General features: G+C 63.1%; 26 protein-coding genes. 15 read left to right on the forward strand and 11 right to left on the reverse strand.

Features of this window, described 5'->3' with window-relative positions; translation table 11 throughout:
• The first annotated feature begins 112 nt into the window (after positions 1 to 112).
• Positions 113 to 1726 carry a caspase family protein gene (locus NKI31_RS24440; protein ID WP_352652770.1) on the forward strand — a complete coding sequence of 538 codons (1614 nt, stop codon included), beginning with the start codon at positions 113 to 115 and terminating at the stop codon, positions 1724 to 1726.
• A gap of 79 nt (positions 1727 to 1805) precedes the next feature.
• Here NKI31_RS24440 and NKI31_RS24445 read toward each other — a convergent pair whose 3' ends face one another.
• Positions 1806 to 2342, reverse strand: a complete 537-nt coding sequence (locus NKI31_RS24445; protein ID WP_023704799.1) for an OmpA family protein — start codon at positions 2340 to 2342, stop codon at positions 1806 to 1808.
• Between the two features lie 160 nt (positions 2343 to 2502).
• Between NKI31_RS24445 and NKI31_RS24450 the strand changes: the two genes are divergently transcribed.
• Positions 2503 to 3135, forward strand: coding sequence for a DUF6931 family protein (locus NKI31_RS24450; protein ID WP_245266011.1), 633 nt, complete (start codon positions 2503 to 2505; stop codon positions 3133 to 3135).
• A gap of 58 nt (positions 3136 to 3193) precedes the next feature.
• On the opposite strand, the gene NKI31_RS24455 is transcribed toward NKI31_RS24450, so the two are convergent.
• From NKI31_RS24455 to NKI31_RS24465, 3 genes are all read right to left on the reverse strand, one after another.
• Positions 3194 to 4438, reverse strand: a complete 1245-nt coding sequence (locus NKI31_RS24455; protein ID WP_023708134.1) for a caspase family protein — start codon at positions 4436 to 4438, stop codon at positions 3194 to 3196.
• Positions 4439 to 4494: 56 nt separating this feature from the next.
• Positions 4495 to 5601: an OmpA family protein gene (locus tag NKI31_RS24460; protein ID WP_352537144.1), complete on the reverse strand. Its 1107-nt coding sequence runs from the start codon at positions 5599 to 5601 to the stop codon at positions 4495 to 4497.
• 139 nt (positions 5602 to 5740) lie between these two features.
• Positions 5741 to 6382, reverse strand: a complete 642-nt coding sequence (locus NKI31_RS24465; protein WP_352537143.1) for a ThuA domain-containing protein — start codon at positions 6380 to 6382, stop codon at positions 5741 to 5743.
• A 257-nt stretch (positions 6383 to 6639) separates the two neighbouring features.
• On the opposite strand from NKI31_RS24465, the gene NKI31_RS24470 reads away from it, so the two are divergent.
• A complete protein-coding gene (locus tag NKI31_RS24470) occupies positions 6640 to 7284 on the forward strand; it encodes a YjbE family putative metal transport protein (protein ID WP_352535444.1) in 645 nt (214 codons plus the stop codon).
• 13 nt (positions 7285 to 7297) lie between these two features.
• On the opposite strand, the gene NKI31_RS24475 is transcribed toward NKI31_RS24470, so the two are convergent.
• Entirely contained in the window at positions 7298 to 8683 is a 1386-nt protein-coding gene (locus NKI31_RS24475; RefSeq protein WP_352652771.1) for an FAD-binding oxidoreductase, read from the reverse strand.
• A 225-nt stretch (positions 8684 to 8908) separates the two neighbouring features.
• Between NKI31_RS24475 and NKI31_RS24480 the strand changes: the two genes are divergently transcribed.
• Positions 8909 to 9931 (forward strand): LacI family DNA-binding transcriptional regulator, encoded by a 1023-nt coding sequence (locus NKI31_RS24480; RefSeq protein WP_352537141.1) that lies wholly within the window; start codon positions 8909 to 8911, stop codon positions 9929 to 9931.
• Here NKI31_RS24480 and NKI31_RS24485 read toward each other — a convergent pair.
• The 3 genes from NKI31_RS24485 to NKI31_RS24495 all read right to left on the reverse strand — a co-directional run bounded on the left by NKI31_RS24485 (position 9912) and on the right by NKI31_RS24495 (position 13078).
• Positions 9912 to 10898: an alpha/beta hydrolase gene (locus tag NKI31_RS24485; protein ID WP_352537140.1), complete on the reverse strand. Its 987-nt coding sequence runs from the start codon at positions 10896 to 10898 to the stop codon at positions 9912 to 9914. The genes NKI31_RS24480 and NKI31_RS24485 overlap by 20 nt on opposite strands.
• Positions 10899 to 10912: 14 nt before the next feature.
• Positions 10913 to 12061 carry a Gfo/Idh/MocA family protein gene (locus NKI31_RS24490; RefSeq protein ID WP_352652772.1) on the reverse strand — a complete coding sequence of 383 codons (1149 nt, stop codon included), beginning with the start codon at positions 12059 to 12061 and terminating at the stop codon, positions 10913 to 10915.
• A 255-nt stretch (positions 12062 to 12316) separates the two neighbouring features.
• Positions 12317 to 13078 (reverse strand): DeoR/GlpR family DNA-binding transcription regulator, encoded by a 762-nt coding sequence (locus NKI31_RS24495; protein WP_352652794.1) that lies wholly within the window; start codon positions 13076 to 13078, stop codon positions 12317 to 12319.
• 162 nt (positions 13079 to 13240) lie between these two features.
• Here NKI31_RS24495 and NKI31_RS24500 point away from each other — a divergent pair, with 162 nt between their 5' ends.
• The 9 genes from NKI31_RS24500 to NKI31_RS24540 all read left to right on the forward strand — a co-directional run bounded on the left by NKI31_RS24500 (position 13241) and on the right by NKI31_RS24540 (position 22095).
• A complete protein-coding gene (locus NKI31_RS24500; RefSeq protein WP_023692211.1) occupies positions 13241 to 14041 on the forward strand; it encodes a beta/alpha barrel domain-containing protein in 801 nt (266 codons plus the stop codon).
• 3 nt (positions 14042 to 14044) lie between these two features.
• Complete coding sequence (locus NKI31_RS24505; protein WP_352652773.1) at positions 14045 to 14995, forward strand: PfkB family carbohydrate kinase; 951 nt, start codon at positions 14045 to 14047, stop codon at positions 14993 to 14995.
• A gap of 88 nt (positions 14996 to 15083) precedes the next feature.
• Positions 15084 to 16229 (forward strand): ABC transporter ATP-binding protein, encoded by a 1146-nt coding sequence (locus tag NKI31_RS24510; protein WP_023682644.1) that lies wholly within the window; start codon positions 15084 to 15086, stop codon positions 16227 to 16229.
• 115 nt (positions 16230 to 16344) lie between these two features.
• Positions 16345 to 17592 carry an ABC transporter substrate-binding protein gene (locus tag NKI31_RS24515; RefSeq protein ID WP_023709986.1) on the forward strand — a complete coding sequence of 416 codons (1248 nt, stop codon included), beginning with the start codon at positions 16345 to 16347 and terminating at the stop codon, positions 17590 to 17592.
• 139 nt (positions 17593 to 17731) lie between these two features.
• The gene (locus NKI31_RS24520; protein WP_023682645.1) at positions 17732 to 18628 is read left to right on the forward strand and encodes a carbohydrate ABC transporter permease; all 897 of its coding nucleotides are present in this window, start codon (positions 17732 to 17734) and stop codon (positions 18626 to 18628) included.
• 4 nt (positions 18629 to 18632) lie between these two features.
• The gene (locus NKI31_RS24525) at positions 18633 to 19475 is read left to right on the forward strand and encodes a carbohydrate ABC transporter permease (RefSeq protein ID WP_023686993.1); all 843 of its coding nucleotides are present in this window, start codon (positions 18633 to 18635) and stop codon (positions 19473 to 19475) included.
• A gap of 40 nt (positions 19476 to 19515) precedes the next feature.
• Positions 19516 to 20337, forward strand: a complete 822-nt coding sequence (locus tag NKI31_RS24530; protein ID WP_027050140.1) for a sugar phosphate isomerase/epimerase family protein — start codon at positions 19516 to 19518, stop codon at positions 20335 to 20337.
• A gap of 4 nt (positions 20338 to 20341) precedes the next feature.
• Positions 20342 to 21067 (forward strand): ribulose-phosphate 3-epimerase, encoded by a 726-nt coding sequence (locus tag NKI31_RS24535; protein WP_027050141.1) that lies wholly within the window; start codon positions 20342 to 20344, stop codon positions 21065 to 21067.
• Positions 21067 to 22095, forward strand: coding sequence for an ROK family protein (locus NKI31_RS24540; protein ID WP_352543956.1), 1029 nt, complete (start codon positions 21067 to 21069; stop codon positions 22093 to 22095). Before NKI31_RS24535 ends, NKI31_RS24540 begins: the two co-directional genes overlap by 1 nt.
• Before the next feature lie 77 nt (positions 22096 to 22172).
• Here NKI31_RS24540 and frp read toward each other — a convergent pair whose 3' ends face one another.
• The 3 genes from frp to NKI31_RS24555 form a co-directional block, all read right to left on the reverse strand.
• The gene (frp, locus tag NKI31_RS24545) at positions 22173 to 22508 is read right to left on the reverse strand and encodes a fluorescence recovery protein (protein WP_023692218.1); all 336 of its coding nucleotides are present in this window, start codon (positions 22506 to 22508) and stop codon (positions 22173 to 22175) included.
• A 75-nt stretch (positions 22509 to 22583) separates the two neighbouring features.
• The gene (locus NKI31_RS24550) at positions 22584 to 22859 is read right to left on the reverse strand and encodes a hypothetical protein (protein ID WP_023729215.1); all 276 of its coding nucleotides are present in this window, start codon (positions 22857 to 22859) and stop codon (positions 22584 to 22586) included.
• 96 nt (positions 22860 to 22955) lie between these two features.
• The gene (locus NKI31_RS24555) at positions 22956 to 23867 is read right to left on the reverse strand and encodes a LysR substrate-binding domain-containing protein (protein ID WP_023699792.1); all 912 of its coding nucleotides are present in this window, start codon (positions 23865 to 23867) and stop codon (positions 22956 to 22958) included.
• A gap of 102 nt (positions 23868 to 23969) precedes the next feature.
• On the opposite strand from NKI31_RS24555, the gene NKI31_RS24560 reads away from it, so the two are divergent.
• Positions 23970 to 24608, forward strand: a complete 639-nt coding sequence (locus NKI31_RS24560) for a DsbA family protein (protein ID WP_023740596.1) — start codon at positions 23970 to 23972, stop codon at positions 24606 to 24608.
• A gap of 52 nt (positions 24609 to 24660) precedes the next feature.
• Positions 24661 to 25269: an NAD(P)-dependent oxidoreductase gene (locus NKI31_RS24565; protein ID WP_023667893.1), complete on the forward strand. Its 609-nt coding sequence runs from the start codon at positions 24661 to 24663 to the stop codon at positions 25267 to 25269.
• Positions 25270 to 25349 lie beyond the last annotated feature (80 nt).

Genomic DNA, 25349 nt, shown 5'->3' on the forward strand with positions numbered 1-25349 from the left:
ACAGTCGCTGATGAAATTTAGCATGCACAGCCATCAATAACGCGCCCCATTGGGGCGGAAGGCCGATCCCATGAAAGCGTTTGCCGTCCTTTTGAGCGGATTTTTTCTTTTAATGCTGACCGCGCTTGGCACCGTCCAGGCGGCGGCGCCGGATGCCGGTGGCGTCAAACGCGTCGCGCTGGTCATCGGCAACAGCAAATACGTCCATGCCGTCGAATTGCCCAATCCGGCCAATGACGCGCATCTCATCGCATCGACGCTGCGCAATGCCGGCTTCGAGGTGATCGAGGGCGTCGACCAGGACAATGCCGGCATGCACAGCCTGATCAGCAAATTCACCGAGCAGTCCTACGATGCCGACCTCGCCGTCATCTTCTATGCCGGCCACGGCATGCAAGTCGACGGCAAGAACTTTTTGATCCCGGTCGACGCCGAACTGACGTCACCTGCCTATCTCAAGACCCGCACCGTCCAGGTCGACGACTTCATGGCCGCACTGCCGCCCGACCCGGCGGTCGGCGTCATCATCCTTGATGCCTGCCGCGACAATCCGCTGGCACGGACACTGGCGGCCTCGATGCCGAAGACCCGCTCCACCACGCTGGGCACCGGCCTGGCGCCGATCGACCCTAAATCAGAGGGCGTCGGCACCGGCGGCATCCTGATTGCCTATGCCACCGACCCGGGCGCCATCGCCTTTGACGGCAACGGCGTCGACAGCCCCTACTCGACCGCGCTCGCCAGGCACCTGACCGAACCCGGCGTCGAGATCCAGAGCGCGCTGACGCGGGTGCGCGGCGAAGTGGCCGAGACCACGCAAGGCCGCCAGCGGCCATGGCACAACGCATCGCTGGGCCGCGAGGTCTTCCTTGGCAAACCGGCCGCCGAAGCCGCACCGATGGTAAAACCGGCCGCCGATGACGCGAACGCCGTGGCAGCGCCCGCTCCTGCTCTCGTCACCAGCGAACCGCCTTCGTGGGAAGTCGAGCAGCGGCTTTGGGACGAGGCCTCGAAGCGCAACACCGCGCCATTCTACGAAGCCTATCTCGAACAGTTCCCGAATGGCCGCTTCGCCACGGTGGCGCAGCTCAACATCGATGCGCTGAACGATCCGAAAGCCCAGGAACGGCAGGTGGCAGCGCTCGATGCCGACGAAGCGAACTCGGGTTCTGCCGTGCGCACCTCGGTCGGCATTTCGGACGACATGAAGAAGGTGCTGGGCACCGAGGCGACGGAGAACGCGATCGGTCTCGATCGCCAGGGCCGCATCGACCTGCAATTGCGCGTCGAGGCGCTGGGCAACGAGCTTGGCCGCGTCGACGGCAATATTGGCGCCAAGACCCGGCAAGCGATCGGCGACTGGCAAGAGGGGAACGGGCTGCCTCCGACCACCTTCCTGACGCGCGAGCAACTGGCGTTCCTGGTTATCCAGACGGACCCGATGATGGAGGCCGTTCGTGCCAAGCACGAGGCCGACCAGGCCGGAGTGGACAAGCAGAAGAAACAGGTGGTGCAGAAGGCCCGCACGCTGAAGCCGGTGGCGGAAAAGCCACGCAAGAAGCAGTACGCCCAGAAGCCGCGCCGACAACAGCAGTTCGTGCAGAAAAGGCGCAACCGAGAGGTCGTGCGCGAGGATGAACCGCCACCGCGGGACAACAATGATTTCCTGACCAAGGCGCTGATCTTCGGCACCGGCGTAGCAGTCGGCGGCGTGCTCAAGAACTGATCGATCACATCGAACGACAAAAACGCCGCGTGTCCGTTGGACGCGCGGCGTTGATGGCCGGAAGACGCAGCCGGCGAAGCTACTGCGCCTTAATCCGCATCTCGACCCGGCGATTGACAGGATCGTAGGGGTCGGGGTTGCGTGGATTGGCCTCGCCGAGACCGACCGCCTTGATGCGGTTGGATTCGATGCCGTTGGATTCGAGGAAGGCCGTCACCGACTGCGCCCTGCGCTGCGACAGCCCCTCATTGTAGGTCGCCGAGCCGGATGCGTCGGTATAGCCTTCGACGACGAAGGACAGCTTGCTCAGCCGATCGTCCTTCAGCGCCTTGGCGAATTCGTCGAGTTCGCTGCGCGCCTTGGCGTCGAGCTCGGACGAATCCAGGCTGAAATTGATCAGCATATCGAGGCCGGTCTTCTCCGGAGGCTTTTCTTTCTGGCTGGTCTTGCTCTTGCACTCGTCCTCGGTGCCGACACAAATCCCGCGTGCCGCGCCGTGATCGATAGCGCCGGCAAAGAACTTCACAATGTCTTCCGATTTCTGAAGTGGGTCGGCATAGACGTGCGTCGAGAAAAGCACGGTCGCCAATGCCAAGACTGAAATGTGCCGCTGCATAACGGTTACTCCCGTTTCGAGCATCCGATTTTCACTCAGGCCCGATCCATGGATCCGGGCCAACTCTTCCTGTTCGACAATGATCTGTCGAGATCACGGTCGGCTGTGGAATATACCAAACCGTGAGGCGTTTGTCTGTGAACAACGTCATGGACATGTGGTGGTCGACAGACTTGACCCGCGCCTCGCAGGCGGGTTGAGTGAGGGCTGGGGGAGGATAACAGCAGCGATGGTCAACGGGCTTCGATTCCAGACCGCACGCGATCTCTTCGCCGCGAACACGGCTGTCGCCCGGGACATGACGGCCGTTCCGACCGACCAGCCCTCGCTCGAGTTCTGCCGCCGGCTGATGGCCGGGCGCATCCCCGAGGAAGCGATTACCTTTTGCGCCTATCTCCTGCCTGACCGGGCCGCAATCTGGTGGGGGCATGAGTGCCTTGGGCATCTGACCGAGCTGCTCGAAGAGCAGGATCTCGCAACGCTGGCCCTGATCCAGGACTGGGTCGGCGACCCCAACAATGCAAGCCGCCGGGAGGCTGTCGCCGGGGCGGCGATGACGCAGCAGCACACGCCTGCCGGCTGGATCGCGCTAGCGGCGCAACGGCACATCAATGGCCTGACGCCGCAGACCAACGGGTCGAGGCTGCGGCCGCTGCCGGCTGCGCATGCCGTCAATGCCGGCATACTGGCCGGACTGGCGCGGGTTGCGGTGGCGGACCGTTTCTCCGTGCTCACCGCCTTTGTCGAGATGGGCATCCAGCTGGCCGAAACCGAGGCGCTGCGCCGAGCCTGATTGCTCTGGATCGTGATGAGATTTCATTGAAATCTGATCCAACCCATTGTTGGCGGTCTCATTTGCAGCCGTTTTGCGCCCATTTGCCGAGTGCCACCTTGAAGCGCGTGCCCAGCGGGTGTTGCAGGCGCAACACGGAGACATCATTGGTGACGTAGGTCTTGGCCTGGTCGCACAGCCGCTCCTCGGTCCATTGATGACAGTTGCTGCACTGGTTGTCCCAGACGGACTTTTCCAGGCCCTCGACCGGACTGAAGTGCGGCTTGCCCTGGATGAGTTGGGCGATGCTCTTGCCGTCGATCGCCGGGTCGCCGAAATTGACCGGAACGTCGAAAAGGACTGGCGCGTCCGAGCCCAGCTTCGGAATTTCCTCACGCAGCTGTTCCAGCGCCTGCTCGCCGGCGTCCGTACCCGGCGGATTGGCGGCCGCGCCGGTGCGCGCCTGCGTATCGCCTTCGGGCGCAGCCGCGCCGGAATCGCCGACGATCAGCGGCGCCTTGAGATCGACCTTGTGAAGCACGACATCGGTGGTCAGCGAAACGTTGATCCAGGGCCGCTGGCGTCCGGCTGTGGCCTTGAACACATCCGACGTAACCCGGTTCATCGCTTCGGTGATCGAGACGTTGACCTCGCCGATATGGGCAAGCAGCGCCGCCGAAAATGGCGAGTGCTCGCCCGGTCCGTCATAGGCGAGCTGGTTGGGACTGGCAGCGAAGGCGACCAGCGTGCCGGCGCCGCCATTCTCGATCGGTATTTCGGCAAGGCCGCTGCTTGCCGTGCTGTCGCCGCCAGTCTCCTTGGCAAGCACATCGGCGAGCGGGTTGTCGCGGCAGGCGTCGAGGAACACCAGCCTGATGCTGGTCTCGCGCGACATCTGCCGCAGGATGAAGTCCACCTGCACGGCTTCGAAGTCGAGCGAGGTCTCGTCCTCCAGCGCCGCATCGACAGGCAGCAGGTAATTCCTGCCCGAGACCTGCAGGCCATGACCGGCATAGAAGAACAGCGCGATATCGGCGCCACGCACCTGCCGCGCGAATTGCGCGATCTTTTCCTGCGTCTGCGCCTTGGTGAGATCGAGGCCGGAGACGATTTCGAAGCCCAGCCCCTTCAGGCGATCGGACATTGCCTGCGCATCGTTCACCGGATTGGGCAGCACCGGCGCGTTCCGGTAATGGGAATTGCCGAGCACCAGGGCGATGCGGCGTTCGGCACTGGCCGCGGTCATGGTAATGGTCATGGTCAACGCAAGCGCCAGCACGGCGAGGCCGACGCCGCGCATGAAGTTGCCGCAACTTGCAATCATGTCCAAACGCACCGGATTCCTTTTCGGTTGACGGGCCTTCTCAGTTAAGGACCGGCTCAGTTGGCGAGCGGCGTGGCGGAGAACTCGATCCGCCGGTTCAGCGCCTTGTTCTTCGGCGTATCGTTCGGCGCCACCGGCTTTTCCTCGCCATAGCCGGAAGCCGTGATCTGCGCCGATGGAATGCCCGCAGCGATGATCGCGTCGGCGACCGCCTTGGCGCGCCGTTCCGACAGGTTCTTGTTGGCCGTCGGCGAGCCGTCGGAATCGGTATGGCCCGAAACCTCGACCTTCAGTTTCGGACATTTGCCGACGACGCCGACCACCTCGGCCAGCAGCGGGCGGCTCTTTTCATCGAGCCGAGCGCTGGCTGGGCGAAAATAGACGGCGCCGGTGCGCGACAGCACCTCGAACCTGTTCAGGCATTCATCGTCGCTGAAGGACGTCTTGCCTGCATCTGTGGCGACCGGCCCGGCATCGGCTGGGGCTGCGGCCGCGACGGCAGGCGTGGCCGCAGGCTTGGCGCCATCAGCGGCGAAGACGAAGTCGAACGACACCGAAGCCGTCGGGACGATGCTGCTGACATTGGCCGCCTGCTGGAGTTTTTCGATGTTGGGCAACAGGCCGAAATCCTCGACATGCACGGCGACCGGCGCCTCCGAGGCGATCGACACCATGCTGTCGGTGATCATGGTGACCACGACATTGGCCTCAAGGTCCTTGTCGACGCCGTGCAGGCTCAGGCGAAACGGGATATGCGCGCTCATGCGCCGTTTGGTGGCGAGATCGGCAAAAGCGGCGGGATCGACTTTCGCCGTCACTTCCGCCGTCGGGAATTTGAAGGTTTCGAAGAACAGGAAGCGCATGCGGACATTGCGAAGGTCGATACCGGTGTCGACCGAGTTGAGGTCGAACGTGACCTTGGCGGCGCCATCCGATGTCAGCGTGCCCGAGAGGTTCCTGATCTTGTTGGTTTCGACAATGGTGTTCTTCTTCACCGATTGATAGGTGAGTGTCGAATTCGCCGGATCGAGCGTCCAGTTCAGCTGCGCGTTGGCCGCCTGCGGCGCAAGCAGCAACAGACCGAACACCACGACCACCAGAGCGGGCGGACGCCAGCGCTGCGACGACTTTCCATGCCTTACTAATCCGACGACCCCGAACATGCATGTCCCCCGTGACAACACATTTCAGTTGCGATGACGGCGGTCGAACGCCGTGACCTCAGCCAGCATAGAGCGTTAGCCGCGGCTTAGCGAGTAGCGGAGGCGTGATATCGCCGTTGCTTGCTCGGACAGGCCCCGGTTACCGGCTGGCCCACAGCACCCCACGCTCGAAGATGGTGCGCATTTGCGGGACGGAAAACTCATCCGCGGTGTGGCCGAGCGCGCTGAAGAAGACGCGGCCCTTGCCGTAGCGGCGCTTCCAGACCACGGGCATGACGACGCCGTCGATGAAGTCGAGATGCTCACCGCTGAACGTCGTCGTCGCCAGCACCTCGTTGCTCGGGTCGACATGCATGTAATACTGCTCGGAATGGTAGGCGAAACCCTCGATACCCCTGACGATCGGATCGTCGCTGATGATGTCGACACGGTAGTCGATGATGTCGCCGGGGTGCGCGACCCATTGGCCGCCGGTCATGAACTGATAGGCCGGCTCGTTGCGAAAACTGTCGCCCATTGTGCCGTGGAAGCCGGCAAGGCCGGTTCCGCCGCTGACGGCGGCGGTGAGGTTTTGCAGCTCCGGTTTCTCGATCGTCGACATGGTGATCACCGGCACGACCAGATCGATGACCGGGAGCTGCGGATCGGCGAGCGCGGATGTGCCCTCTTCTATCCGCACCTCGAAGCCATGCCCGGTCAATATCTCGCTGACGACAGCGGCGCTGCGGGCCGGCGTGTGACCCTCCCATCCGCCCCAGAAAATCAGTGCCGTCTTGCTCATGCTCGTCTCTCCTTTGGTCGGCAATATTGATAGGCAAGCGGAACGCTTTTGTCTTCCCTTCCATGATGGGCATTCTGGGACGGGCATTTCTGGTCGGAAATCACGACCCGGCGATGAATTCCGTGGATGAGGACCGATTGGCCGCGCTGGCGTCTTGTTTCAATGCCGGGCTGCACTCAAATCAGCTGTCTTCGCGTTTGCGCAGACATCGGTCCGATCCGCCGCAACCAGCCGGAGCCTTCCGGGGAGACCGCTCTATGAGTTTCGACCAGACGACTGTCGCCGCCTATCTGGAAGTCATCACCATCAACCTTGTGCTGTCTGGCGACAATGTCGTGGTGATCGGCATGGCGGCCGCAGGCCTCGCCAAGGCGTTGCGGCAGAAGGCGATCATCGCCGGCATTGCCGCGGCGGCGGTGATCCGCATCGTCTTTGCGGTGATCGCGGTGCAGCTGCTGGAAATTCCTGGGATCATGCTGGTCGGCGGCATGCTTTTGTTCTGGGTGTGCTGGAACATGTTCCAGGAGTTGCGCTCGGCCGGCGACGGCGAGGACGTCGACACTGAAGCCGCAGCACTTGCGACGGCGCGGCCGGCCAAGGCGCTGCGCACCGCGATCCTGCAGATCGTCGTCGCCGATGTCTCGATGTCGCTGGACAATGTGCTGGCCGTGGCGGGCGCCGCCGCCCACGACATGAATGCGCTGGTGTTCGGTCTCATCCTGTCGGTGGTTCTGATGGCGGTCGCCTCGACGCTGGTGGCGGCGCTGCTTGCCAGGTATCGCTGGATCGGCTGGCTCGGTCTGGCGATCATCGTCTATGTCGCGGGAAATATGACTCTGGACGGCGTCGAGCAGATGAGAACGGTCGACTTCCACGCGCTGCTCTCGCCAGTTGCAAGCTAGATCCTCCTGGCGATCAAATGATATCGAAAATCCGCCCTGGGTTGAGAATGTTGTGCGGATCGAACGCCACCTTCAGCCGGCGCATGGCTGATAGTTCGGCGTCGCTGCGCACGAGGTTCAGCCATTTCTTCTTGTCGAGGCCGATGCCGTGCTCGGCCGAGACGGCGCCACCGCATGCCGCCACGCCGCGATAGATGATCTCATAGGCGGCCGCCGGTTCCGTGGTGTCGACCTGATAGTGCAGATTGCCGTCGCCGAGATGGCCGAAGACGTAGATCTCGGCGCTGCTGTCGACGGCGTGGATCGCGGCTTCGGCGTTGCGCAGGAAATCCGCCATGGCCGCCAACGGGATGCTAATGTCGACGCCGAGCATTCCCTCGATCGCAAACAGGAATCGGTTGGCCTCTTCGCGCACATCCCATAGCGCACGGAATTCGCGTGGCGACTGCGAGACGACCACGTCGTCGACGATGCCGTCCTCGACCGCCTGCATCAGCACCGAAGCGAAACGCTCGCCGTCCAGCTCGGCCTGGTTGCCCTGGATCTCGGCCAAAACATAAACCGGCGCGCCGGCAGGCAGCGGCGCCGGCGCCGCCATGCCGGCAATCATGGCGCCGTAGAGCGGCGAGAAGTTTACCTCATAGGCCGAAAGCAAGGGCCCGAGCCGCTGCTTGAGCAACCCCAGCAACGCAATCGCCGCCTCCAGCGAGCCAAGGGCGCAAAAGGCGGCAACCTCAGTGGCGGGCTTGGGATGCAGCCGCAGGCAGGCGCGAGTAACCACGCCTAGCGTGCCTTCGCTGCCAATGAAAAGCTGGTTGAGATCGTATCCCGAATTGTCCTTGGCCAGGCCACGCAACGAAGTCAGGATCGAGCCGTCGGCAAGCACGGCCTCCAGCCCCAGCACCTGGGCGCGATACATGCCGTAGCGCAGCACGCGAAGGCCGCCAGCATTGGTGGCGATGTTGCCGCCGACCGTCGCCGTGCCGCGCGCGCCGATATCGACGCCGAACATCAGGCCGGACGCATCGGCCGCTTCCTGCACCATTTGCAGCGGCGCGCCGGCTTCCGCGATGATGGTTGCCGCGGCGCGGTCGGGCGCTTCGACCGCGGTCATGCGCTCCAGCGACAGCACCGCTTCGCCCGGCTGCACGCGCGCGCCGCCGGCCAGCCCGGTGCGGCCGCCATGGACGACCAGCTTCTGGCCGATACCACTGCATAGGCGCAGGATTTCGGCGACGTCGGCGGCGTTGCGCGGACGCAAGACCAGTTCGGGCTGGCCGCCGCCCTTGCCGGAGAGGTCGTCGCCATAGCGCGGATCGATAGCATCGCCGATCACAATCGCGGCGGCATCCAGCCGACGATATAGCTGGGAAAGAAGCCGATCGATCTGTTGTGTCATGGTGCCTGGACTTTTCAGCGCTCTTTGTGACCGAGACTTTGATGCGCGACAATTTTCGCGTCAATTGAACAAATTTACGCACGGTATAATCTGTCATTGCGCGTTGAACCCACTGACGTTTCCTGTAAATTTCGTCTGCCGTTGCGTGGCGGACGCGCCGGCTGCAGGACCGTGGGCAGCGTCAAGGGATGACCGAGGTTCTGGCGCGTGCCAGACGAGGATTGAATGCCAATGACGCACAAGACGATGGAGGATTTCGCCCGCTCCTGCGGCGTCTCCAGGCCGACGCTGTCGAAATATTTCGACGATCCGACCAGCGTCAAGCCGGCAACGCGCAAGCGCATCGAAGAGGCGTTGCGGTCGTCCGACTACCAGCCCAATCTGTTTGCCCGCAACCTCAACCGCAAGCGCACCCGCGCCATCGGCATTGTCGTACCGACGGTCACCGATCCCTTCTATTCCGAAATGGTCAGCCGCATCGAGCTCAGGCTGCGCGACGAGGGCTACTGGCCGATCGTCATCTCCTCGCATGGCTCAACCGAGCTCGAAATGGAGGCGACACGTACCATCCTGTCGCTGAAAGTTTCGGGCGCGCTGATCGCGCCGCTCGGCTTGCGCTCGGACCGGCGCACGCTGGAGAAGCTGACCCAGACAATGCCGGTCGTCTATTTCGATACCTATCTCGAAGGCGGCACGCCCTTTGTCGGCAACAACAATGCCCAGAGTGTCTCGACCATCGTCGACTATCTCTGCCGCTCCGGCGACGCCCCGGTCTATTTCGATATCCCGCATGTCAATCACAATTCGCCGGAGCGCCTGAACAGTTACATCGCCGCGATGCATCAGCTTGGCCAGGACCCGGTGGTTATCGGCAACACCCGAGACTACACATGGGATTTCGAGCGCATCGGCTACGAGCAGATGGAACAGATGCTCGGGGCCAGCGGCCTGCCGGGCAAGACCATACTGTGTGCGAATGACCGCCTGGCTTTCGGCGTGATGGCGGCAGCCTTCGCGAAAGGGCTGAAGATCGGCCGCAAGGCCGATTGCGACCTGCGTATCGCCGCCCATGACGACCATCCGCTGAGCCGCTACACCTGCCCCGCACTGACCACCATCGCGCAGGATTTTGCCGCCATGGCGGGGCGCAGCGTCGAGACATTGCTCGCTTTGCTCAACGAGGATAGGGCGAACGTCGCGCCGAAGGTCAGCCTTGACGCCGCCCTGGTCATGCGTCAGTCCGCTTGAAATTTCCAAAGGCGGGATCGAAGCTGAGCCACGCGGCAATGGCGGCGGCAACCGCCTGTCTCGCTGCCGGGCCGTGACGGCCCATAGAGACGAAGCCGTGGATCTGACCGGGCCAGTGTTCCAGCACGACCGGCACGCCGGCCTCGTGCAGACGCCTGGCATAGGCCTCGCCCTCGTCGGCGAGGATGTCGTGACCGGCGATGGCGATGAAGGCGGGCGGCGCGCCGGCGAGGCTATCCGCCTTCAGCGGTGAGATGCGCCAGTCGACGATGTCGGCGGCGTCGCGGATGTAGTGATCTCGGAACCAGGCCATGGTCGAGGCGGTCAGGCCAAAGCCTGCGGCGAAGCGGCGATAGCTGTCGGCCGTCTGCCCGGCATCGGTGTTGGGATAAAACAGAAGCTGCGCTGCCGGCGGATTTTTGTCCCCCCGCGTGAGCAGGCCGAGCACCGTGGCGAGATTGCCGCCGGCGCTGTCGCCGGCAACCGCGATGCGGGCAGCGTCGATGCCGAGTTCGTCCGCGGCGCTTTGCATGAAGGCAAGTGCCGCTCGGCAATCCTCTATTGCCGCCGGGAATTTGTGTTCCGGCGCCAGCCGGTAGTCGACGGAAACGACGACAGCGCCTGCCTCGTTGGCGAACCAGCGGCAGATCTCGTCATGCGAGTCGAGATTGCCGATCACCCAGCCGCCGCCATGGAGATAGAGCAGCGCCGGAGCGCCTGCCGAAGGCGCGCCCTGCCCGCGATAGATCCTGAGCCTAAGTGGTCCGCCGGGTTCGGCGACGATGCGCTCGCTGAGTGCTGCGACCGGCTCACGCTCGCCTTGCAGGTTTGGGAAGCCCTCATTGTAGGCAAGGCGCGCCTGTTCTGGCGTTCCCGTTTCGAACGGCGGCGCACCGGCTTGGCTGCCGAGCTCGAGCACATGCCGGGCCTCCGGATCGAGTGTCGGCAGGGACGGTGGCGATGTCACGGACGAACCTCCCGTCAGGCAAGCAGGGTTGCCGCTTCCTCTTCGCCAAGCAGCGGCGGCTGGTCGACCGTGCCGTTGATGGCAACCGAGCCACGGCTTTCGCCCGAAGCCAGGATCGCCTCCATGATCTCAAGCACATGCAGCGCCAGCTCACCGGAGGCGCGCGGCTTTCTGCCCGTGGCCAGCGCGCCCGCCAGATCGGCGACGCCGAGCATGCGGTAATTGGCGCGGTCGGGCGCGGAATAGGGCCAGTTGCGGTCGCCATAGAGTTCGCTCTCGCTGGCGAAATCGGCCCAGTCGGCGCCACGCTCCGACAGCGAAACGGTGCCGCCGAACGTGTCGGGGTCGGGCAGCCTGAGCGAGCCTTCGGTGCCGTGCAGTTCGATCGGATGGTTGGAGTGTTTGAACACGTCCCAGGAGGCGCCGAAGGTGACGGTGGCGCCGGAACGGAATTCGAGCAGCGACACTATGTTGGTCGGCGTGCCGACCTTGAATGTCGTGTTCTTGAACGGCCCGTCGGCCGTGATCAGCCTCTCCTCCTGGCCGTGCGTCGCCATCGCCATGACGCGCTCGACCGGTCCGAGCAGGTTGACCAGCATGGTCAGGTAGTAGGGACCCATGTCGAACACCGGACCGCCGCCGGGCTGATAATAGAATTGCGGATTGGGATGCCAGTGCTCCATGCCCCGTCCCATCATGAAGGCGGTGCCGGTCACCGGCTTGCCGATCGCGCCGTCATCCATCAGCCGGCGCGCGCGGCGGCCGGCTGCACCCAGGAATGTGTCCGGCGCCGAGCCGATCAGCAGGCCGCGCTTCGCGGCCTCGGCGACAAGGCGGCGGCCGTCGGCGGCGGAGGTTGCCAGCGGCTTTTCGGTGAAGACATGCTTGCCCGCCGAGAGCGCTGACAACGAAATGTCGAAATGCGCCGCCGGGATGGTCAGGTTCAGCACGAGGTCGATGTCGGGGTCGGCGAGCAGCGTGTCGACGCCAATCGCTCGGATGCCGTATTCGCTGGCGCGCAGCTCGGCCATGTCAGCGGAAATGTCGGCGCAGGCGCGTAGCTCGACACCACCGAAGAGCGCTGCATTGCGCAGATAGGTCATCGAGATGTTGCCGCAGCCGATGACACCGATGCCGAGCTTTGTCTCTGACTTTCCGTGCATTTCCAGCTTTCCTCCGAAGCCAAGGGCATGCTGCACGAACCGTTGCAGTTCCCACGCCCCCCCGCAATCCGCTATACAGGATTATAAATGTTGACGCGCGTAAAATTTTTATAGAGCTTATGAGAATTCTGGCGCGCATTGGGAGGCCGCCAGCGCGAGGAGGAGAACATGACCGGCATGAAAAACGGCCGACGGCCGCTGCGAAGCCCGTGGGTCATGCGCGTCTTCCGTCGCGCATCAGAGACCGGGACGGCTTCAGGCATAGATCACCTTGGCCCCGACCCTATCAAGCTCACCGCGTATTGGACCGGGCAGGCCATCGTCGGTGATCACCACATCGACGGCCGACAGCGAAAATGCCTTGGACGTCCCGCTGACGCCCCATTTGCTCGAATCGGCGAGCAAGACAACGCGCCGGGCCATGCGAACGAGGTTCCGCTTCGTTCGCGCCATGTCTTCGTTCACGTCGACCACATCCAGTGACGAGTCTATCGCATGCGCTCCAACAAATACCTGATGCGCTACCAGGCCGCCGAGAGCCGTATCGGCATCGGTGATCAGCGTGCTCACCGTGTCGGGATAGACCCGGCCGCCGATCATATGAACGTCGAGCCCGGGACGATGCATAAGATGCTGCACGATATTCATGGCCGTGGCCGCGACCACGACATTGCTGAGCGGCGGTAACTGCATGGCAAGCTGCATCAAGGTCGAGCCGCCGTCGAAGATGACCGATTGGTTGTCCTCGAACAGGTCCAGCGCCGCCCGGGCGATGCGCTTCTTTGCGTCGAGGTTCGTTTGCATCCGCCGCGCGAACGCGGCCGTCGTCGAATCGGTGGTCCGGGTCACCGCCCCTCCACGGGTCTTGGTCAGCAGTCCCTTGCGGTCCAGTATTTCGAGGTCGGAGCGCACCGTGACCTCCGACACGCCAAACCCGTCCGACAGGTCCTTGATGCGAACCTGTCCGCTGCGTTGCACCTCGCCCAGGATCGATTGGCGTCTCCGCTCCGACAACATTGCCCGGCCCTTGCCTGCCTGCGCCGAGCAATCGCGCCGGCCTCGGCTCACCTTACCGGAAATATGCAGATTCGAAAGCTTTCGAAAGATTGTTTTTCCTTTTTCTTTCGGAACCACTGGATTGAGCTTTTTTAAATCAACCGATCAGGGAATTTTGGACTCATGAGCCTAGGAACCAAGGTGCGTCTCGCGCGCCTCTTTTCGCATCCATCGGGGAACCTTTTTGGCGGCGCGGTCGACCACTTCGTCGGCTATGGCGACGTGCGCAAAGGCGGCCTTGCCGACCTGCCGGGTGCGCTCGCACGCGTCATGGCGGGCAAACCCGACTACGTCAGCATCCAGCCTGGCACCGCGCGCCATCTGTGGCCGCAATATGCGGGCAAAGCTTCCCTGGTGATTCAGGCGGGCTGCTTCACTGCGGACGATCGCATCAGCGAGTTGATCGCGACGCCCGAGGATGCGGTGCGCGCGGGGGCCGATGCGTTGGCCGTGGCCATTCCGGTGCGCGGCGCGACGGAGGGCAAATACATACGCTGGCTGACCGATTCGGTGAATGCAGCAGCCCGCTACGGCATGCCTGTGGTGGCGCATATCTACCCTCGCGATTTCACCGACGGAGCAAAGATCGTCTTTACCCCCGACGAGATCGCCTATGCGGCGCGCATCGGTTACGAGTCCGGCGTCGACGTGATCAAAATCGGCTACACCGGCGATTTCGAGTCGTTCCGGGAGACCGTCCGGACCTGCCCGGTGCCGGTTGTCATCGCGGGCGGTCCAAAGACCGATACGCTGCTCGGCGCGCTTCAGCAGACGGCGGATGCCATCCGTGCCGGCGCGCGCGGCGCCGTGGTCGGCCGCAATCTCTGGGGGCACGGCGATCCGGAGAAGGCAGCGCTTGCCTTTCGCGGCGTCATCCATGACGGCCTTTCGGCGCAAGACGCCCTGGCGAAGGCGGGTGCCTGAACGATGCCCACCGTCCCCGCCACCCTCGGCTTCGGCGCTATTGCGATAGACGACATCGTCTACGTCGATCAGCCATTGTCGGCGGGCAAGGGTAAGGTTCTGCAAAGTACCCGCGCCTTCGGGGGAAATGTCGCGACGGCGCTTGCCGCCGTCGCGCGGCTCGGCGGAACCGCCGGGTTCGTCGGATGGCTGGCCAGTGCCGCGGACGACGCCGTTCTGCTCGATCTCGTGGCGAGCGGTATCGAAACCGCATTCGCGCCGCGCCATCCCGACGCGCGCCCGGTGCACTCGCGGATCACCGTCGGCTCGGACGGGGAAAGGTTCATCGCGTATGACGACGATGCGATGCTGGGCACCGCTCCGGACTTTCCGGACGATATCCTCAGCCGCGCAACCGTCCTGATCGTCGATAGCTATGCGACCGGGTCGCTGGATGTCGTGGCTCGGGCTCGCGATCTCGGCCTTGCGATCCTCGGCGATATCGAATGGAGCAGCGGCCCCGCCACGGAGCGGCTGATCGCGCTCTGCGACCATCTCATTCTTCCACTTAGCTTTGCACGGACTGCCACGGGGCGCCGATCGCCTGCCGAGATGCTCGATGCCTTGTGGTTGCCATCGCGATCCGCCGTGGTTCTGACCGATGGAGGCAGGGGTGTGTACTATCGCGGCCGTGAAGAGACAGGTCTCTGGCACCTGCCCCCGCACCGGGTTGCGGTCGTCGACTCCACAGGCGCGGGTGACTGCTTTCATGGCGCCTATGCCCATGCGTTGACGCGCGGAGCCGACACTGCGGGCCGGATCGCATTCGCGGCCGCGGCGGCGGCCGTTTCGATAACGGGGCGTGGCGGGCGCGAGGCGCTTCCGACCGAGGACCAGGTCACGCAACTCCTGGCATCGGCGAACGCGCCGTCAGCAGTCGACCTGAAAAATGCGCATGTGGATGCTGGAGCATGACCTGAAGCGATCCGACGAACGTTTCGCAGGCGAACACAGGCCCAGGAGAATCATAAAAATCAGGGCTTATACTTGTGGAGGGAGGAATATGGCAGAAGTCATTCTTGAGAAGATCTGCAAAACCTACGGGAACAGTTTTCGCGCAATCGACCAGTTGAACCTGTCGGTCAAGGACGGCGAGTTCTTGATCCTCGTCGGGCCTTCCGGCTGCGGCAAATCCACGGCGTTGCGAATGATCGCGGGGTTGGAAGACATCACCAGCGGCAGCCTTCGGATCGGCGGGGTCGACGTCGTCGACATGCCGCCCAAGGACCGCGACATCGCGATGGTGTTTCAGAGCTACGCGCTCTACCCGCATATGACGGTATCCGAAAACATCGCCTTTTCGATGCGGCTGGCAGGCAAGCCGAAGGCCGAGCGCAAGAAGCGCGTGGACGAGATCGCCAAAACTCTTCAGCTGACGTCTTTGCTGGACAGCAAACCCGCGAACCTGTCAGGCGGGCAGCGTCAACGGGTTGCCATGGGCCGCGCCATGGTGCGCGAGCCGGCCGCCTTTCTCATGGACGAGCCGCTTTCCAATCTGGATGCGAAACTGCGTGTGCAAATGCGCGCCGAAATCACCAGCCTGCAAAAGCAGCTCGGCGTCACGACCATTTACGTGACCCACGATCAGATCGAAGCGATGACGATGGGCGACAGGGTCGCGGTGCTGAAAGGCGGTGTGCTGCAGCAGGTCGACACCCCCAAGAGGCTCTATGAATCGCCGGTTAACGCCTTCGTTGCCGGCTTCATCGGCTCTCCTTCGATGAACCTTTTCGAGGCGACCCTGAAGGGCGGCGAGCTCGCTTTTCGCGACTTCGCCGTCCGGCTGCAGGATGCAGCCCTCGTGCGCAGGCCGGCCTTGAGGTCGTATGCGGGGCGCAAGGTCGTGTTCGGGATCAGACCGGAGGATCTTTATGACAGCAGCCTTGAATCCGGTCGCAAGTATCAGACGATACCGGCCAGGGTGACCTCGATCGAGGAACTCGGCTCCGAACAGATCGTCCACATGAACATCGACGCGGTCCGGGTGGACTCCGGCGATCCGGATGCGGTGGATGATTTCGGCCTGGCGTCGAACGCGGTGGCGAGGTTCGAGCCGATCAGCGCCGTCCGCTCCGGCTCGGAAATCCGGTTGGCCGTGGATGATGCCAAGTTCCATTTCTTCGATCCCGAAACGCATCTGGCGATCTGAAGATCTGCGGAAGACCGCGGGCGGGAGCGAGGTGCCTGCGGAAGATACAAGAAGGCTTCTGAATGAACAGACGATCGTCCGCATTGTGCGGCCGATCTTGAAGAAGGAGGAGAAAATGATGTTTCGGATACGACCCGAGATGCTGAAAATAGCCGCGGCCGCATGGTTGCTTGGTGCAACCGGCGCCATGGCGGACACGACGCTGGAATTCACCCAATGGTGGGAGCCCGAATTGCCGGCGGGATCGCTCAGGGCAATCATGAACGACTTCGAGGCTGCAAACCCCGGCATCAAGGTGACGCTGGTCAGCGGTCCCTATGCGACCACGCGAGACCAGATCTCGGTCGGCGCCGCAACCGGAACGCTCAGCGACGTCGTCGGTCTCGACGGCGCCTGGGTGAACAATCTGAACGCGCAGGGTGCGCTAGCCGACATGAACCCGATGATGGATGCGAGCGGGTTCGACAAGACCCAGGTCGCGGATATCATCAAGGTGGACGGCAAGGCGGTGATGTTTCCCGTGGCTTCGTTCGTCTATCCGGTCTTCGTCAATCTGGACCTCGCCGCCCAGGCAGGCGTCACCAAGCTGCCGTCGACCCGCGCGGAGTTTCTCGAAGCCGCCAAGAAGATGACCCATGCCGACAAGAACCAGTATGGCTGGGTGCTGCCGCTGTCGCTGCAAACGCCGTCCGGTGTCCAGAACGACCTGATGTCGTGGGTCTGGGCCTCGGGTCAATCGATGATGGTTGAAGGCAAGCCGGCTCTCGAGGGCAAGCCGGTCGTCGATATGCTCACCTTCGTCAAATCGCTGAACGACGCCGGCGTCATCTCGCCCGGCATTGCCACCAAGACCGAGCAGGAAAAGGTCGAGGAATTCGTCAACGATCGGGTCGGAATGATGATCGACTCGCTCGCGCATGTGAATCTCATCCGCAAACGCAATCCCAAGCTGAACTTCGACCTCATCCCGGTCCCAGTCGTGGCGGACTACAACGGCAAGCGCGGCCTTCCCTATGCCTCCTGGGGCATCGGCATCTCTGCCGCCTCGAAACATCAGGATGAAGCCTGGAAGCTCGTCCAATATCTGATGAGTGAAAAGGTGAATGCCAAGCTCGTGTCGCTTGCAAACGCCTTCCCGGGGAACGTCAACGCCAAGCCCGATTTCGTGACCTCGGACAAGGCTTTCGCCAAGGCTTTCGAAATCTTCAAGACCGGCTATCTCGCCAACGAGTTCACGGGCCTGCCGGTGGCTGAAGACCTGATGACCCAGTTCGACGTGGAGGCTCAGAAGATGCTTGCCGGCGAGCAGTCTCCGGAACAAGCCGCAACCAACGCTCAAAAGGGCTGGATGGCGAAATTCTGAGCGGCCCATTGCCCGTTTGCTATCTTCCACCGGGTGGCCCGGCCTCGGCCAGGCCACCCGTCAACAACGGATCGCAATTTGAGATGGACCTGTTTTTGAAGCGCACCTTCCTCCTGAAGGCACATCCCAGGGGTCGCACATGACCGGGCAGAAGCGCTCCCACCATCGACTGAAACGAGCGGTCGCACCCTATCTCTATCTGTCACCATCGCTCCTCATAATCGGCCTTCTGATGCTGCTGCCGATGGTGACGGTGATTGGCTATTCGTTCCAGAACAGCGCGGTGCTGCGTCGCGACCCGTCCTTTGCCGGACTGAAACACTACCAGGCGATCTTTGCCGATCCGGTGTTCTGGGCCTCGCTGTGGCACACGCTCTACTTCACCTGCATGAGTGTCGTCTTCCATATGACCATCGGCATGCTCTTCGCACTCATGCTGAACAGCGACCGCATCAATCCGACGCTGCGCAACATTCTGCGCGTGCTGTACATACTGCCCTGGCTGTTCACCGCGGTAATTATCGCGGTGATCTGGCGCCTTCTGCTTGAGCCGAATGGTGTCGTGAACAGTGTTCTCATGCAGATGGGCATCATCGGTTCCAAGGTCGAGTGGTTTTCCTCGCCCGCGACCGCGCTGCACGCCGTCACCTTCGCCAATATCTGGGCGGGCTACCCGCTTTTCATGGTCAGCCTGCTCGCAGGCTTGCAGGGCATTCCCAAGGATTTCTACGAGGCCGCCGATATCGACGGCGCGAAGGCCTACCAGAAGTTGATCTTCATCACCATTCCGCAGCTGATGCCGATCATCATCAGCATCTCGCTGCTCGACTTCATCTGGACCATGCAGGTCTTTCCATTGATCTGGATAACGACGGGTGGCGGTCCGATCTACTCGACCGAGGTCCTCAGCACCTACACATACAAGCTGGCGTTTTCGAGCTACAACCTGTCGCAGGCCTCGGCGAGCGCCGTGGTCATCCTGCTGATCTCTCTCGGCCTGACGCTGTTCTACATCCGCTATCAAAAGGCTCGGTAGTCACATGAGGAAAATGCACACGCCCAAAGACAGGCTGATCACCGCCGCGCTCCATGTCGCGCTTGCCGCAGGGCTCTTTTTCGCGGCCTTCCCGATCTACTGGATGCTGAGCAGCTCGTTCAAGTCGAATACCGAAATCTTCGCCCTGCCACCAACCGTCCTGCCGAAGGCCTTCACGCTGGAAGCGTATGCGGCCATCCTGGGCGACCCGGTAAAGCTGCGCTTCTTCTTCAACAGCTACTTCGTGGCCGGAGCGGTGACCGTGCTGACGGTGCTGATCGCCTTGCTGGCGGCCTATGGGTTCAGCCGTTTCAATTTCCGCGGCAAGGGCAGCCTCAACACTCTCATCATCAGCACGCAGACGATCCCGCCGATCACGCTTTTGATCCCCTTTTTCGGGCTTGTCGTCTCGTATGGCATCTTCGACACCTATGTCGCGCTGATCCTGACCTATCTGGTGTTTACGCTGCCCTATGCGATCCTGCTGATGACGGGATATCTGAACACCTTGCCCCGCGACCTCGATGAAGCGGTGGCTGTCGACGGCGGCACCAGTTGGACCGCGCTGTGGCGGGTGATCGTGCCGATTTCACTGCCCGGTATCGTGGCGACGTCGGTCTACACCTTCCTGTTGTGCTGGAACGAATTTCTCTTTGCGCTGACGCTGACGAAGTCAACGTCCATGCGCACCGTCCCGATCGGCATCCAGCTGTTGATGGGACAACACGCCTTCGAATGGAACCAGATGATGGCGATGAGCGTGCTCGGCTCGCTGCCGCTCCTGGTCATCTACCTCGTTGCCCAGAGGTTCTTCCTCGCCGGCATGACCGCAGGGTCGGTCAAATAGGATGTCCCTCCAACGGAGAGTGGAATCAAGAAACGAAAGGATGACCGTGAAAGACCTGAAAGTCGGTTGCCAGACCTTTACCTGGGAAATGCTCGGCGACCGTTTTGCCGGCAGCCCGGACGATCTGCTCAAGGCGATCGCCGATGGCGGCTATGCCGGCATCGAGATCACCGACACGATGATCGGCCGCTATGCCGGCAAGCCAACGGAGTTCGCCGCCGCGCTGAAGTCATCCGGGCTGACGCTCGTCTCCTTCGCCTTCGGCTCCAAGAGCGGTTTCACGCTTAGGGATGAGATCGGCGCCGATCTGGAGACCGCCAAACGCTGGATCGACTTCGCCGCCGCCTTTCCCGGCGCGCTGGTGTCGATGGGCTCGGCCACGATCGTTTCCGACGGGCCGCGCGACGACAAGTTTGCCATCGCCGCCGAGGTCTACAACAAAGCCGGCGAGCTCGGGCGCGAGGCCGGCGTCCAGGTCGCGGTGCATCCAAGCTCGCATCACAACACGCTGCTGTTCGACCGCGCCGACTATGATCGCATCTTCGGGCTGGTCGACGCCTCGCTGGTCGGCTGGGTGCCGGACACCGGCCACATCTTGCGCGGCGGCCAGGACATGGCGGATACGCTCACCACTTATCGCGACCGCATCCGCTATGTGCATCTGAAGGATGTCGACGCGAATGGAACCTGGGCGATGCTCGGCAAGGGCGTCTGTGACACGGCGAAGGTGATCGAGATCGCTGGTGCTGCACCCAATTTCAACGGCTGGCTGGTGCTGGAGGAAGAGTCCGAAACGGCCGCCGCCGACCCTGCCGGCGCCGTCAAAACCAACCGCCAGACAATGCGCGGCTACGGAGCCTGAGACGATGACGACGAACAAGCCCCTGTCCGGCCCCGCCGCAATTGCCGCCCTGCCGCGCAACCGGCTTATCGGCGAGTTTTCGCTGTGGTCGGCCGACCTCGCCAATATGGAGCGCGATTTGAAGCGCATCGAGACCCATGCCGATGTCCATCATATCGACGTCGCCGATGCCCGCTTCACCCCTGGCTTCCTGTTCTTCCCGGACCTGGTGGCGCACATCGCCAAGCTCACCGCAAAGCCTATCCATGTCCATTTGATGGTCGAAGCCGAGATCGTCGAGGAACAGACGCGCCAGTTCATCGAGGCCGGCGCCGACCTGATCAGTGTGCACGCCGAAAACGGCGAGACCGGTCTGCGCGCCGTGAAACTGGCGCGTGAACTCGGGGCCGAGGCCGGCGTGGTGCTGCGGCTGGAAACACCGGTCGCGGCCGTCACGCCCTTCCTGCCGGAAGTGGCGTTCGTGACGCTGCTCGGCACTTCCATCGGCGTCAAGGGCCAGAGCCTGTCCGATCAAGCGTGTCCGCGCCTGATCGAGGCGCGCGCGCTGATGCGCAAAGCCGGCCGCGAGGCCGACATCGTGCTCGCCGCCGATGGCGGCATCCGCCATGAGACAGTGCCTTTGCTGCGCGCCGCAGGTGCGCAGACCGTGGTGCTGGGCTCGCTGGCCTTCGGCGATCCCGACCTTGCCCGGCGCATGGCCTGGCTGCACGGACTGGAGGTCGCCGCCTGATGAACAAGATTGCGCTCGCCTTCGATCTCGGCGGCACGGCGCTGCGCGGTGCGCTGGTCGAAAGCGATGGCAATATCGTCGCCCATGCTTCAGCGCCGACGCTTGCCGGTGCGGGATCGGAGGCGGTGATCGGCCAGATCGTCGCTCTGGCAGGCACGCTGCTTAGGGAACACCCGCAGGCAAAGGTCGCCGGCATCGGCGTCGGAGCACCGGGACCGCTCGACCCCAAGGCGGGGATCGTGATTGCGCCGCCGACGCTGGCCGGCTGGCACGACGTGCCGCTGATCGACATTCTGGGGCAGCATTTCGGCTTGCCGGTGCGGCTGGAGAATGACGCCAATGCGGCGGCGCTCGGCGAATGGCGTTTTGGCGCCGGACGTGGCAGCGGATCGCTGGTGTTCGTGACCGTATCGACCGGCATTGGCGGCGGCGTCGTCGCCGATGGCCACATCTATCACGGCAGGCGCGGACTGGCGGCCGAGATCGGCCACATGACCATCACCGGTGAAGGCGACCGCTGCTTTTGCGGCGCCATCGGCTGCTTCGAGGCCGTTGCCTCCGGAACCGCGCTCGGCCGCCGCGCCACGCGACTGGCCGCGCCGGGCGACGGCTCGCTCTTACGACGGCTGTCAAATGACGGCGACGTCTCGGCCAGGCATGTCGTAGAGGCTGCCAAGGCCGGCGACGCCAACGCTCTCGACCTGATCGAGGCGGAAGCACAATGGCTGGGCATCGGCTTCACCAACCTGCTTCATCTCTATTCGCCCGATCTGATTGTCATGGGAGGCGGCCTTTCCAACGGGTTCGACCTTCTGGCACCGTCGATCAGAGCGGTCATCCAGCAGCGGGCGATGCCGGCCTATCGCGACGTGCCGATCGTGCAGGCTGAACTCGGCGACCGGGCCGGGCTGATCGGCGCCGCCAGCCTGATCCTGTGGGAAGGCGAACCGGGTGCGCCGCTGGCGATGGCGCAGGACGACAAGGACAGAGGCGCGACAGCCGATGCCACGGAGGCACGCCATGGCTGAACTCGAGCTGCGCGGCGCGCGCGAAGATGGTGAATGGTCCAGTTTGAATGCAGCGCCAAGGTCCCCGAAGAGGACCCCTACCCTTCGCGATTCCAGCTGGCGTATTTTCGGATCGTTTGCCGCTTGTCTTCCGACAAGCCAACAAGGAGATTCTCCTCGAGATAGCCTTGCCGGATGAGATTGGCGAAGACCTGTATTAGCTGTGAATAGCGATAGTCGAACATCTGGTTGATCTTCCGTCGCTGCTGCCGCAGAAAGTCTTCGACATCCCATATTTCGGAAGGCGTTGCCGCAACGTGGGCCCTGCTCTTGAGTTCAGCCAACGTCTTGTCGAGCGCCACCTTCAGCGCTGCGTCATAGGCAGTGCGGGCGACTTTCTTTTCGGACGGAGACCATTTCTCACCAGCGGTCATCGACTGTCTCTATCGTGTTCGCGGCGGCCGTCATCCGGTAACCCTGGGACGCAGGACCCCGCCTTTGGGACCAATCTACTTTCCGCAATGGTGATCGTTGACCTTGTTCAGCGCATTCGCGTCCGGCCCGACCCGGTCGTAAGAGCACGGGCCGGCCGCCGTGGTGATCAGCATTTTGTCATAGTAGCGCGGGCCGCCGAACAGGGCGTAGATGAGGTCGCGATGGGCGGGGACGTAGCGTTCGGGTTCTGGCTGACGATGGCGATGCTTGTCTTTGGCGACAGCCGCTGTGGACAGGCTGCAGCCGACAGCGAGAGCGAGCATGCAGGTCGCAAAGATCTTGGTGGTCATCGGCAGTACCCCTTCTGACGGTTCGGAATCGCAGCATATCCAAAAGCGCCTGCCGAACAAAGGTTCCCTCGCCGGCATTGCCGGCCGGTGCCGAAATCAGCCCGCACTGCGCGCGCGCCGCCGTTCGGCTGCAACCAGGAGGTCGACGAAAGCGCGCACCTTGGCCGGCCTGAAGCGCGCCGGCGGGAAGACGGCATGGATGCCACCGGACGGCAAGGTCCAGTCCGCGAACACCCGCACCAGCCGGCCGCGCGCAATGTCGTCGGCGACACTGTAATCCGGAAAGATGCCGAGGCCGATGCCGGCCAGCACGCAGGACAGCACGCCTGGTGTCTTGTCGCAGCTGACGACGGGGTTGAGTTCGGCCAGCACCGTTTCCGTGCCCCTCGAGAACAGCCATTGGCCGACCCCGCGCAACTGGGCGTTGCCGACCCAGGGCAGCGACTTCGCCTGCCTGGGGCTGGCTTCCCCAGGCAGCCTGGCGGCCAGTTCCGGGCTGGCGACGACGAATTGCTGCAGGCTGCCCAGCCGCCGCGCCAGATTGCTGGAATCGGCAAGCCAGCCGACGCGGATGCCAAGATCGATCTGCTCGTCGACCAGGTTGCTGACCGCATCGTCGAAGATCGTCTCGACCCGCATTTTCGGGTATTTTCTGATGTAGGCGGCGATGGTCGGCGCCACGACCTTCTCGCCATAATCGAGCGGCGCCGTCAGCCGCAGCGTCCCCGTCGGCTGCGCCGCTCGCTGCGAAATGTCGCCATAGGCTGCCTCCGCCTCGCGCAGGATGATCGCGGTCCGGTCATAGAACAGACGACCCTCTTCGGTCGCCGTCACGCGCCGGGTCGTGCGCCGCAACAGCGTGGCGCCAAGCTCTTCTTCGAGCTTGCCGACCTGATGGCTGACCACAGCCTTGGCAACATCGAGACGGTCGGCAGCGGCCGTGAACGAGCCGGTCTCCACCACGGTGGCGAAGTAGACGAGCCGATTGAGATTGAGGAGTTCGGTCACAGGCCACTCATTGTCTGATTTTATCAGACAGTTTGTATGATTGATCGCTATTTTTCGCAAGCGGTCCAGCTGTCATCTATCGGGCAACAGAATGAGGCCGCCATGACCAATGCAACCCTAACCTATCTTTTCGACCCGCTCTGCGGTTGGTGCTATGGCGCCACGCCGATGCTTGATCGACTGGCCGCCGGCGGGACCGCGCTCCAACTGCTGCCGGTGGGGCTTTTCTCCGGTGCCGGCGCGCGGCCGCTGGATACAGGTTTTGCCGCCCACGCCTGGGACAATGACCAGCGCATCGCGCGGCTGAGCGGACAGCGCTTCAGCCAGGCCTATCTCGACAATGTGCTCAATGTCAGCGGCACCTTGCTCGATTCTTCCGCTGCCACCATGGGCATCAACGCCGCCGGGCTGGACGACTGGCGCCAGGAACTTGCGGCACTGAAGGCGATCCAGCATGCGCGCTATGTCGACGGCCGCGATATTGTGACGGTTGACGGCGTCGCCGCGGTACTGACCGACGCCGGCATGAGCGACGCGGCAAAGCTCTTGAAAGCGCCGACGCAGCCGTTTCTGGCGAAGCATCACGACCTGGTCAGCCGCGGGCGGATGTTGTTCCAACGGCTGCATGCCAATGGCGTTCCCGCGCTGGCGGTGATCGGCCAAACGGCGCCGCGCCTGATCGGCGCCAACGCGCTGTTCGGCAGCTACGACAATCTCGTCGCTCACATCGAGGCGGCGTAATCCCAGAAATTCTCCCCAGATGAAATTCTCCCCAGACGAAAGGAAAATCCCCATGAAAATCGCACTTATCGGCGCGTCCGGCCAGGTCGGCTCCCGCCTGCTTAAGGAACTCTCCGATCGCGGGCACAGCATCACCGCCATTGCCCGGCATCCAGACAAGATCGCGGCACTTCCGGGCGTGACTGCCAAGAAGGGCGACGTCTTCGACAAGGATGGCCTTGCCGCCCTGATCAAGGGTCATGACGCGGTGATCTCCTCGGTTCATTTCCTCGACAGCGATCCCGATACGCTCATCGCAGCCGTGCGTGCTTCCGGCGTCAAACGCTACCTCGTCGTCGGCGGCGCCGGCAGCCTTGAGGTTGCGCCCGGCAAGCGCCTGGTCGACACGCCGACCTTCCCTGATATCTACAAGGCCGAGGCGCAGAAGGGCGCCGACTTCCTCGACACGCTGCGGACGGTCGACGATCTCGACTGGACCTTGCTGTCGCCTTCGGCGCTGTTCGTCGCCGGCGAGCGGACCGGCAAATACCGCATCGGCAAGGACACGCTGCTGACGTCCGACAAGGGCAGCAGCATTTCCTTCGAGGACTACGCCATCGTCATGGCCGACGAGATCGAAAAGCCGGCGCATATCAAGCAGCGCTTTACCGTCGGCTACTGAGCGCACTTCATTGACAGGCGGGCCACTCGACGGAGTGGCCGGCGCCGGTTCCTATCGACGATAGTGCCATCGGAGCCTCC

It is taken from the genome of Mesorhizobium sp. M0659, assembly GCF_040320605.1.
In the GTDB taxonomy this organism is placed as follows: domain Bacteria; phylum Pseudomonadota; class Alphaproteobacteria; order Rhizobiales; family Rhizobiaceae; genus Mesorhizobium.

Excerpts from the sequence above, each read along its gene's own strand:
- NKI31_RS24440 (WP_352652770.1), top strand. The coding sequence starts at position 113 with ATGCTGACCGCGCTTGGCACCGTCCAGGCGGCGGCGCCGGATGCCGGT.
- NKI31_RS24445 (WP_023704799.1), bottom strand. The coding sequence starts at position 2,342 with ATGCAGCGGCACATTTCAGTCTTGGCATTGGCGACCGTGCTTTTCTCG.
- NKI31_RS24455 (WP_023708134.1), bottom strand. The coding sequence starts at position 4,438 with ATGATTGCAAGTTGCGGCAACTTCATGCGCGGCGTCGGCCTCGCCGTG.
- NKI31_RS24460 (WP_352537144.1), bottom strand. The coding sequence starts at position 5,601 with ATGTTCGGGGTCGTCGGATTAGTAAGGCATGGAAAGTCGTCGCAGCGC.
- NKI31_RS24465 (WP_352537143.1), bottom strand. The coding sequence starts at position 6,382 with ATGAGCAAGACGGCACTGATTTTCTGGGGCGGATGGGAGGGTCACACG.
- NKI31_RS24470 (WP_352535444.1), top strand. The coding sequence starts at position 6,640 with ATGAGTTTCGACCAGACGACTGTCGCCGCCTATCTGGAAGTCATCACC.
- NKI31_RS24475 (WP_352652771.1), bottom strand. The coding sequence starts at position 8,683 with ATGACACAACAGATCGATCGGCTTCTTTCCCAGCTATATCGTCGGCTG.
- NKI31_RS24480 (WP_352537141.1), top strand. The coding sequence starts at position 8,909 with ATGCCAATGACGCACAAGACGATGGAGGATTTCGCCCGCTCCTGCGGC.
- NKI31_RS24490 (WP_352652772.1), bottom strand. The coding sequence starts at position 12,061 with ATGCACGGAAAGTCAGAGACAAAGCTCGGCATCGGTGTCATCGGCTGC.
- NKI31_RS24495 (WP_352652794.1), bottom strand. The coding sequence starts at position 13,078 with ATGTTGTCGGAGCGGAGACGCCAATCGATCCTGGGCGAGGTGCAACGC.
- NKI31_RS24500 (WP_023692211.1), top strand. The coding sequence starts at position 13,241 with ATGAGCCTAGGAACCAAGGTGCGTCTCGCGCGCCTCTTTTCGCATCCA.
- NKI31_RS24505 (WP_352652773.1), top strand. The coding sequence starts at position 14,045 with ATGCCCACCGTCCCCGCCACCCTCGGCTTCGGCGCTATTGCGATAGAC.
- NKI31_RS24510 (WP_023682644.1), top strand. The coding sequence starts at position 15,084 with ATGGCAGAAGTCATTCTTGAGAAGATCTGCAAAACCTACGGGAACAGT.
- NKI31_RS24515 (WP_023709986.1), top strand. The coding sequence starts at position 16,345 with ATGATGTTTCGGATACGACCCGAGATGCTGAAAATAGCCGCGGCCGCA.
- NKI31_RS24520 (WP_023682645.1), top strand. The coding sequence starts at position 17,732 with ATGACCGGGCAGAAGCGCTCCCACCATCGACTGAAACGAGCGGTCGCA.
- NKI31_RS24525 (WP_023686993.1), top strand. The coding sequence starts at position 18,633 with ATGAGGAAAATGCACACGCCCAAAGACAGGCTGATCACCGCCGCGCTC.
- NKI31_RS24530 (WP_027050140.1), top strand. The coding sequence starts at position 19,516 with ATGACCGTGAAAGACCTGAAAGTCGGTTGCCAGACCTTTACCTGGGAA.
- NKI31_RS24535 (WP_027050141.1), top strand. The coding sequence starts at position 20,342 with ATGACGACGAACAAGCCCCTGTCCGGCCCCGCCGCAATTGCCGCCCTG.
- NKI31_RS24540 (WP_352543956.1), top strand. The coding sequence starts at position 21,067 with ATGAACAAGATTGCGCTCGCCTTCGATCTCGGCGGCACGGCGCTGCGC.
- frp (WP_023692218.1), bottom strand. The coding sequence starts at position 22,508 with ATGACCGCTGGTGAGAAATGGTCTCCGTCCGAAAAGAAAGTCGCCCGC.
- NKI31_RS24550 (WP_023729215.1), bottom strand. The coding sequence starts at position 22,859 with ATGACCACCAAGATCTTTGCGACCTGCATGCTCGCTCTCGCTGTCGGC.
- NKI31_RS24560 (WP_023740596.1), top strand. The coding sequence starts at position 23,970 with ATGACCAATGCAACCCTAACCTATCTTTTCGACCCGCTCTGCGGTTGG.
- NKI31_RS24565 (WP_023667893.1), top strand. The coding sequence starts at position 24,661 with ATGAAAATCGCACTTATCGGCGCGTCCGGCCAGGTCGGCTCCCGCCTG.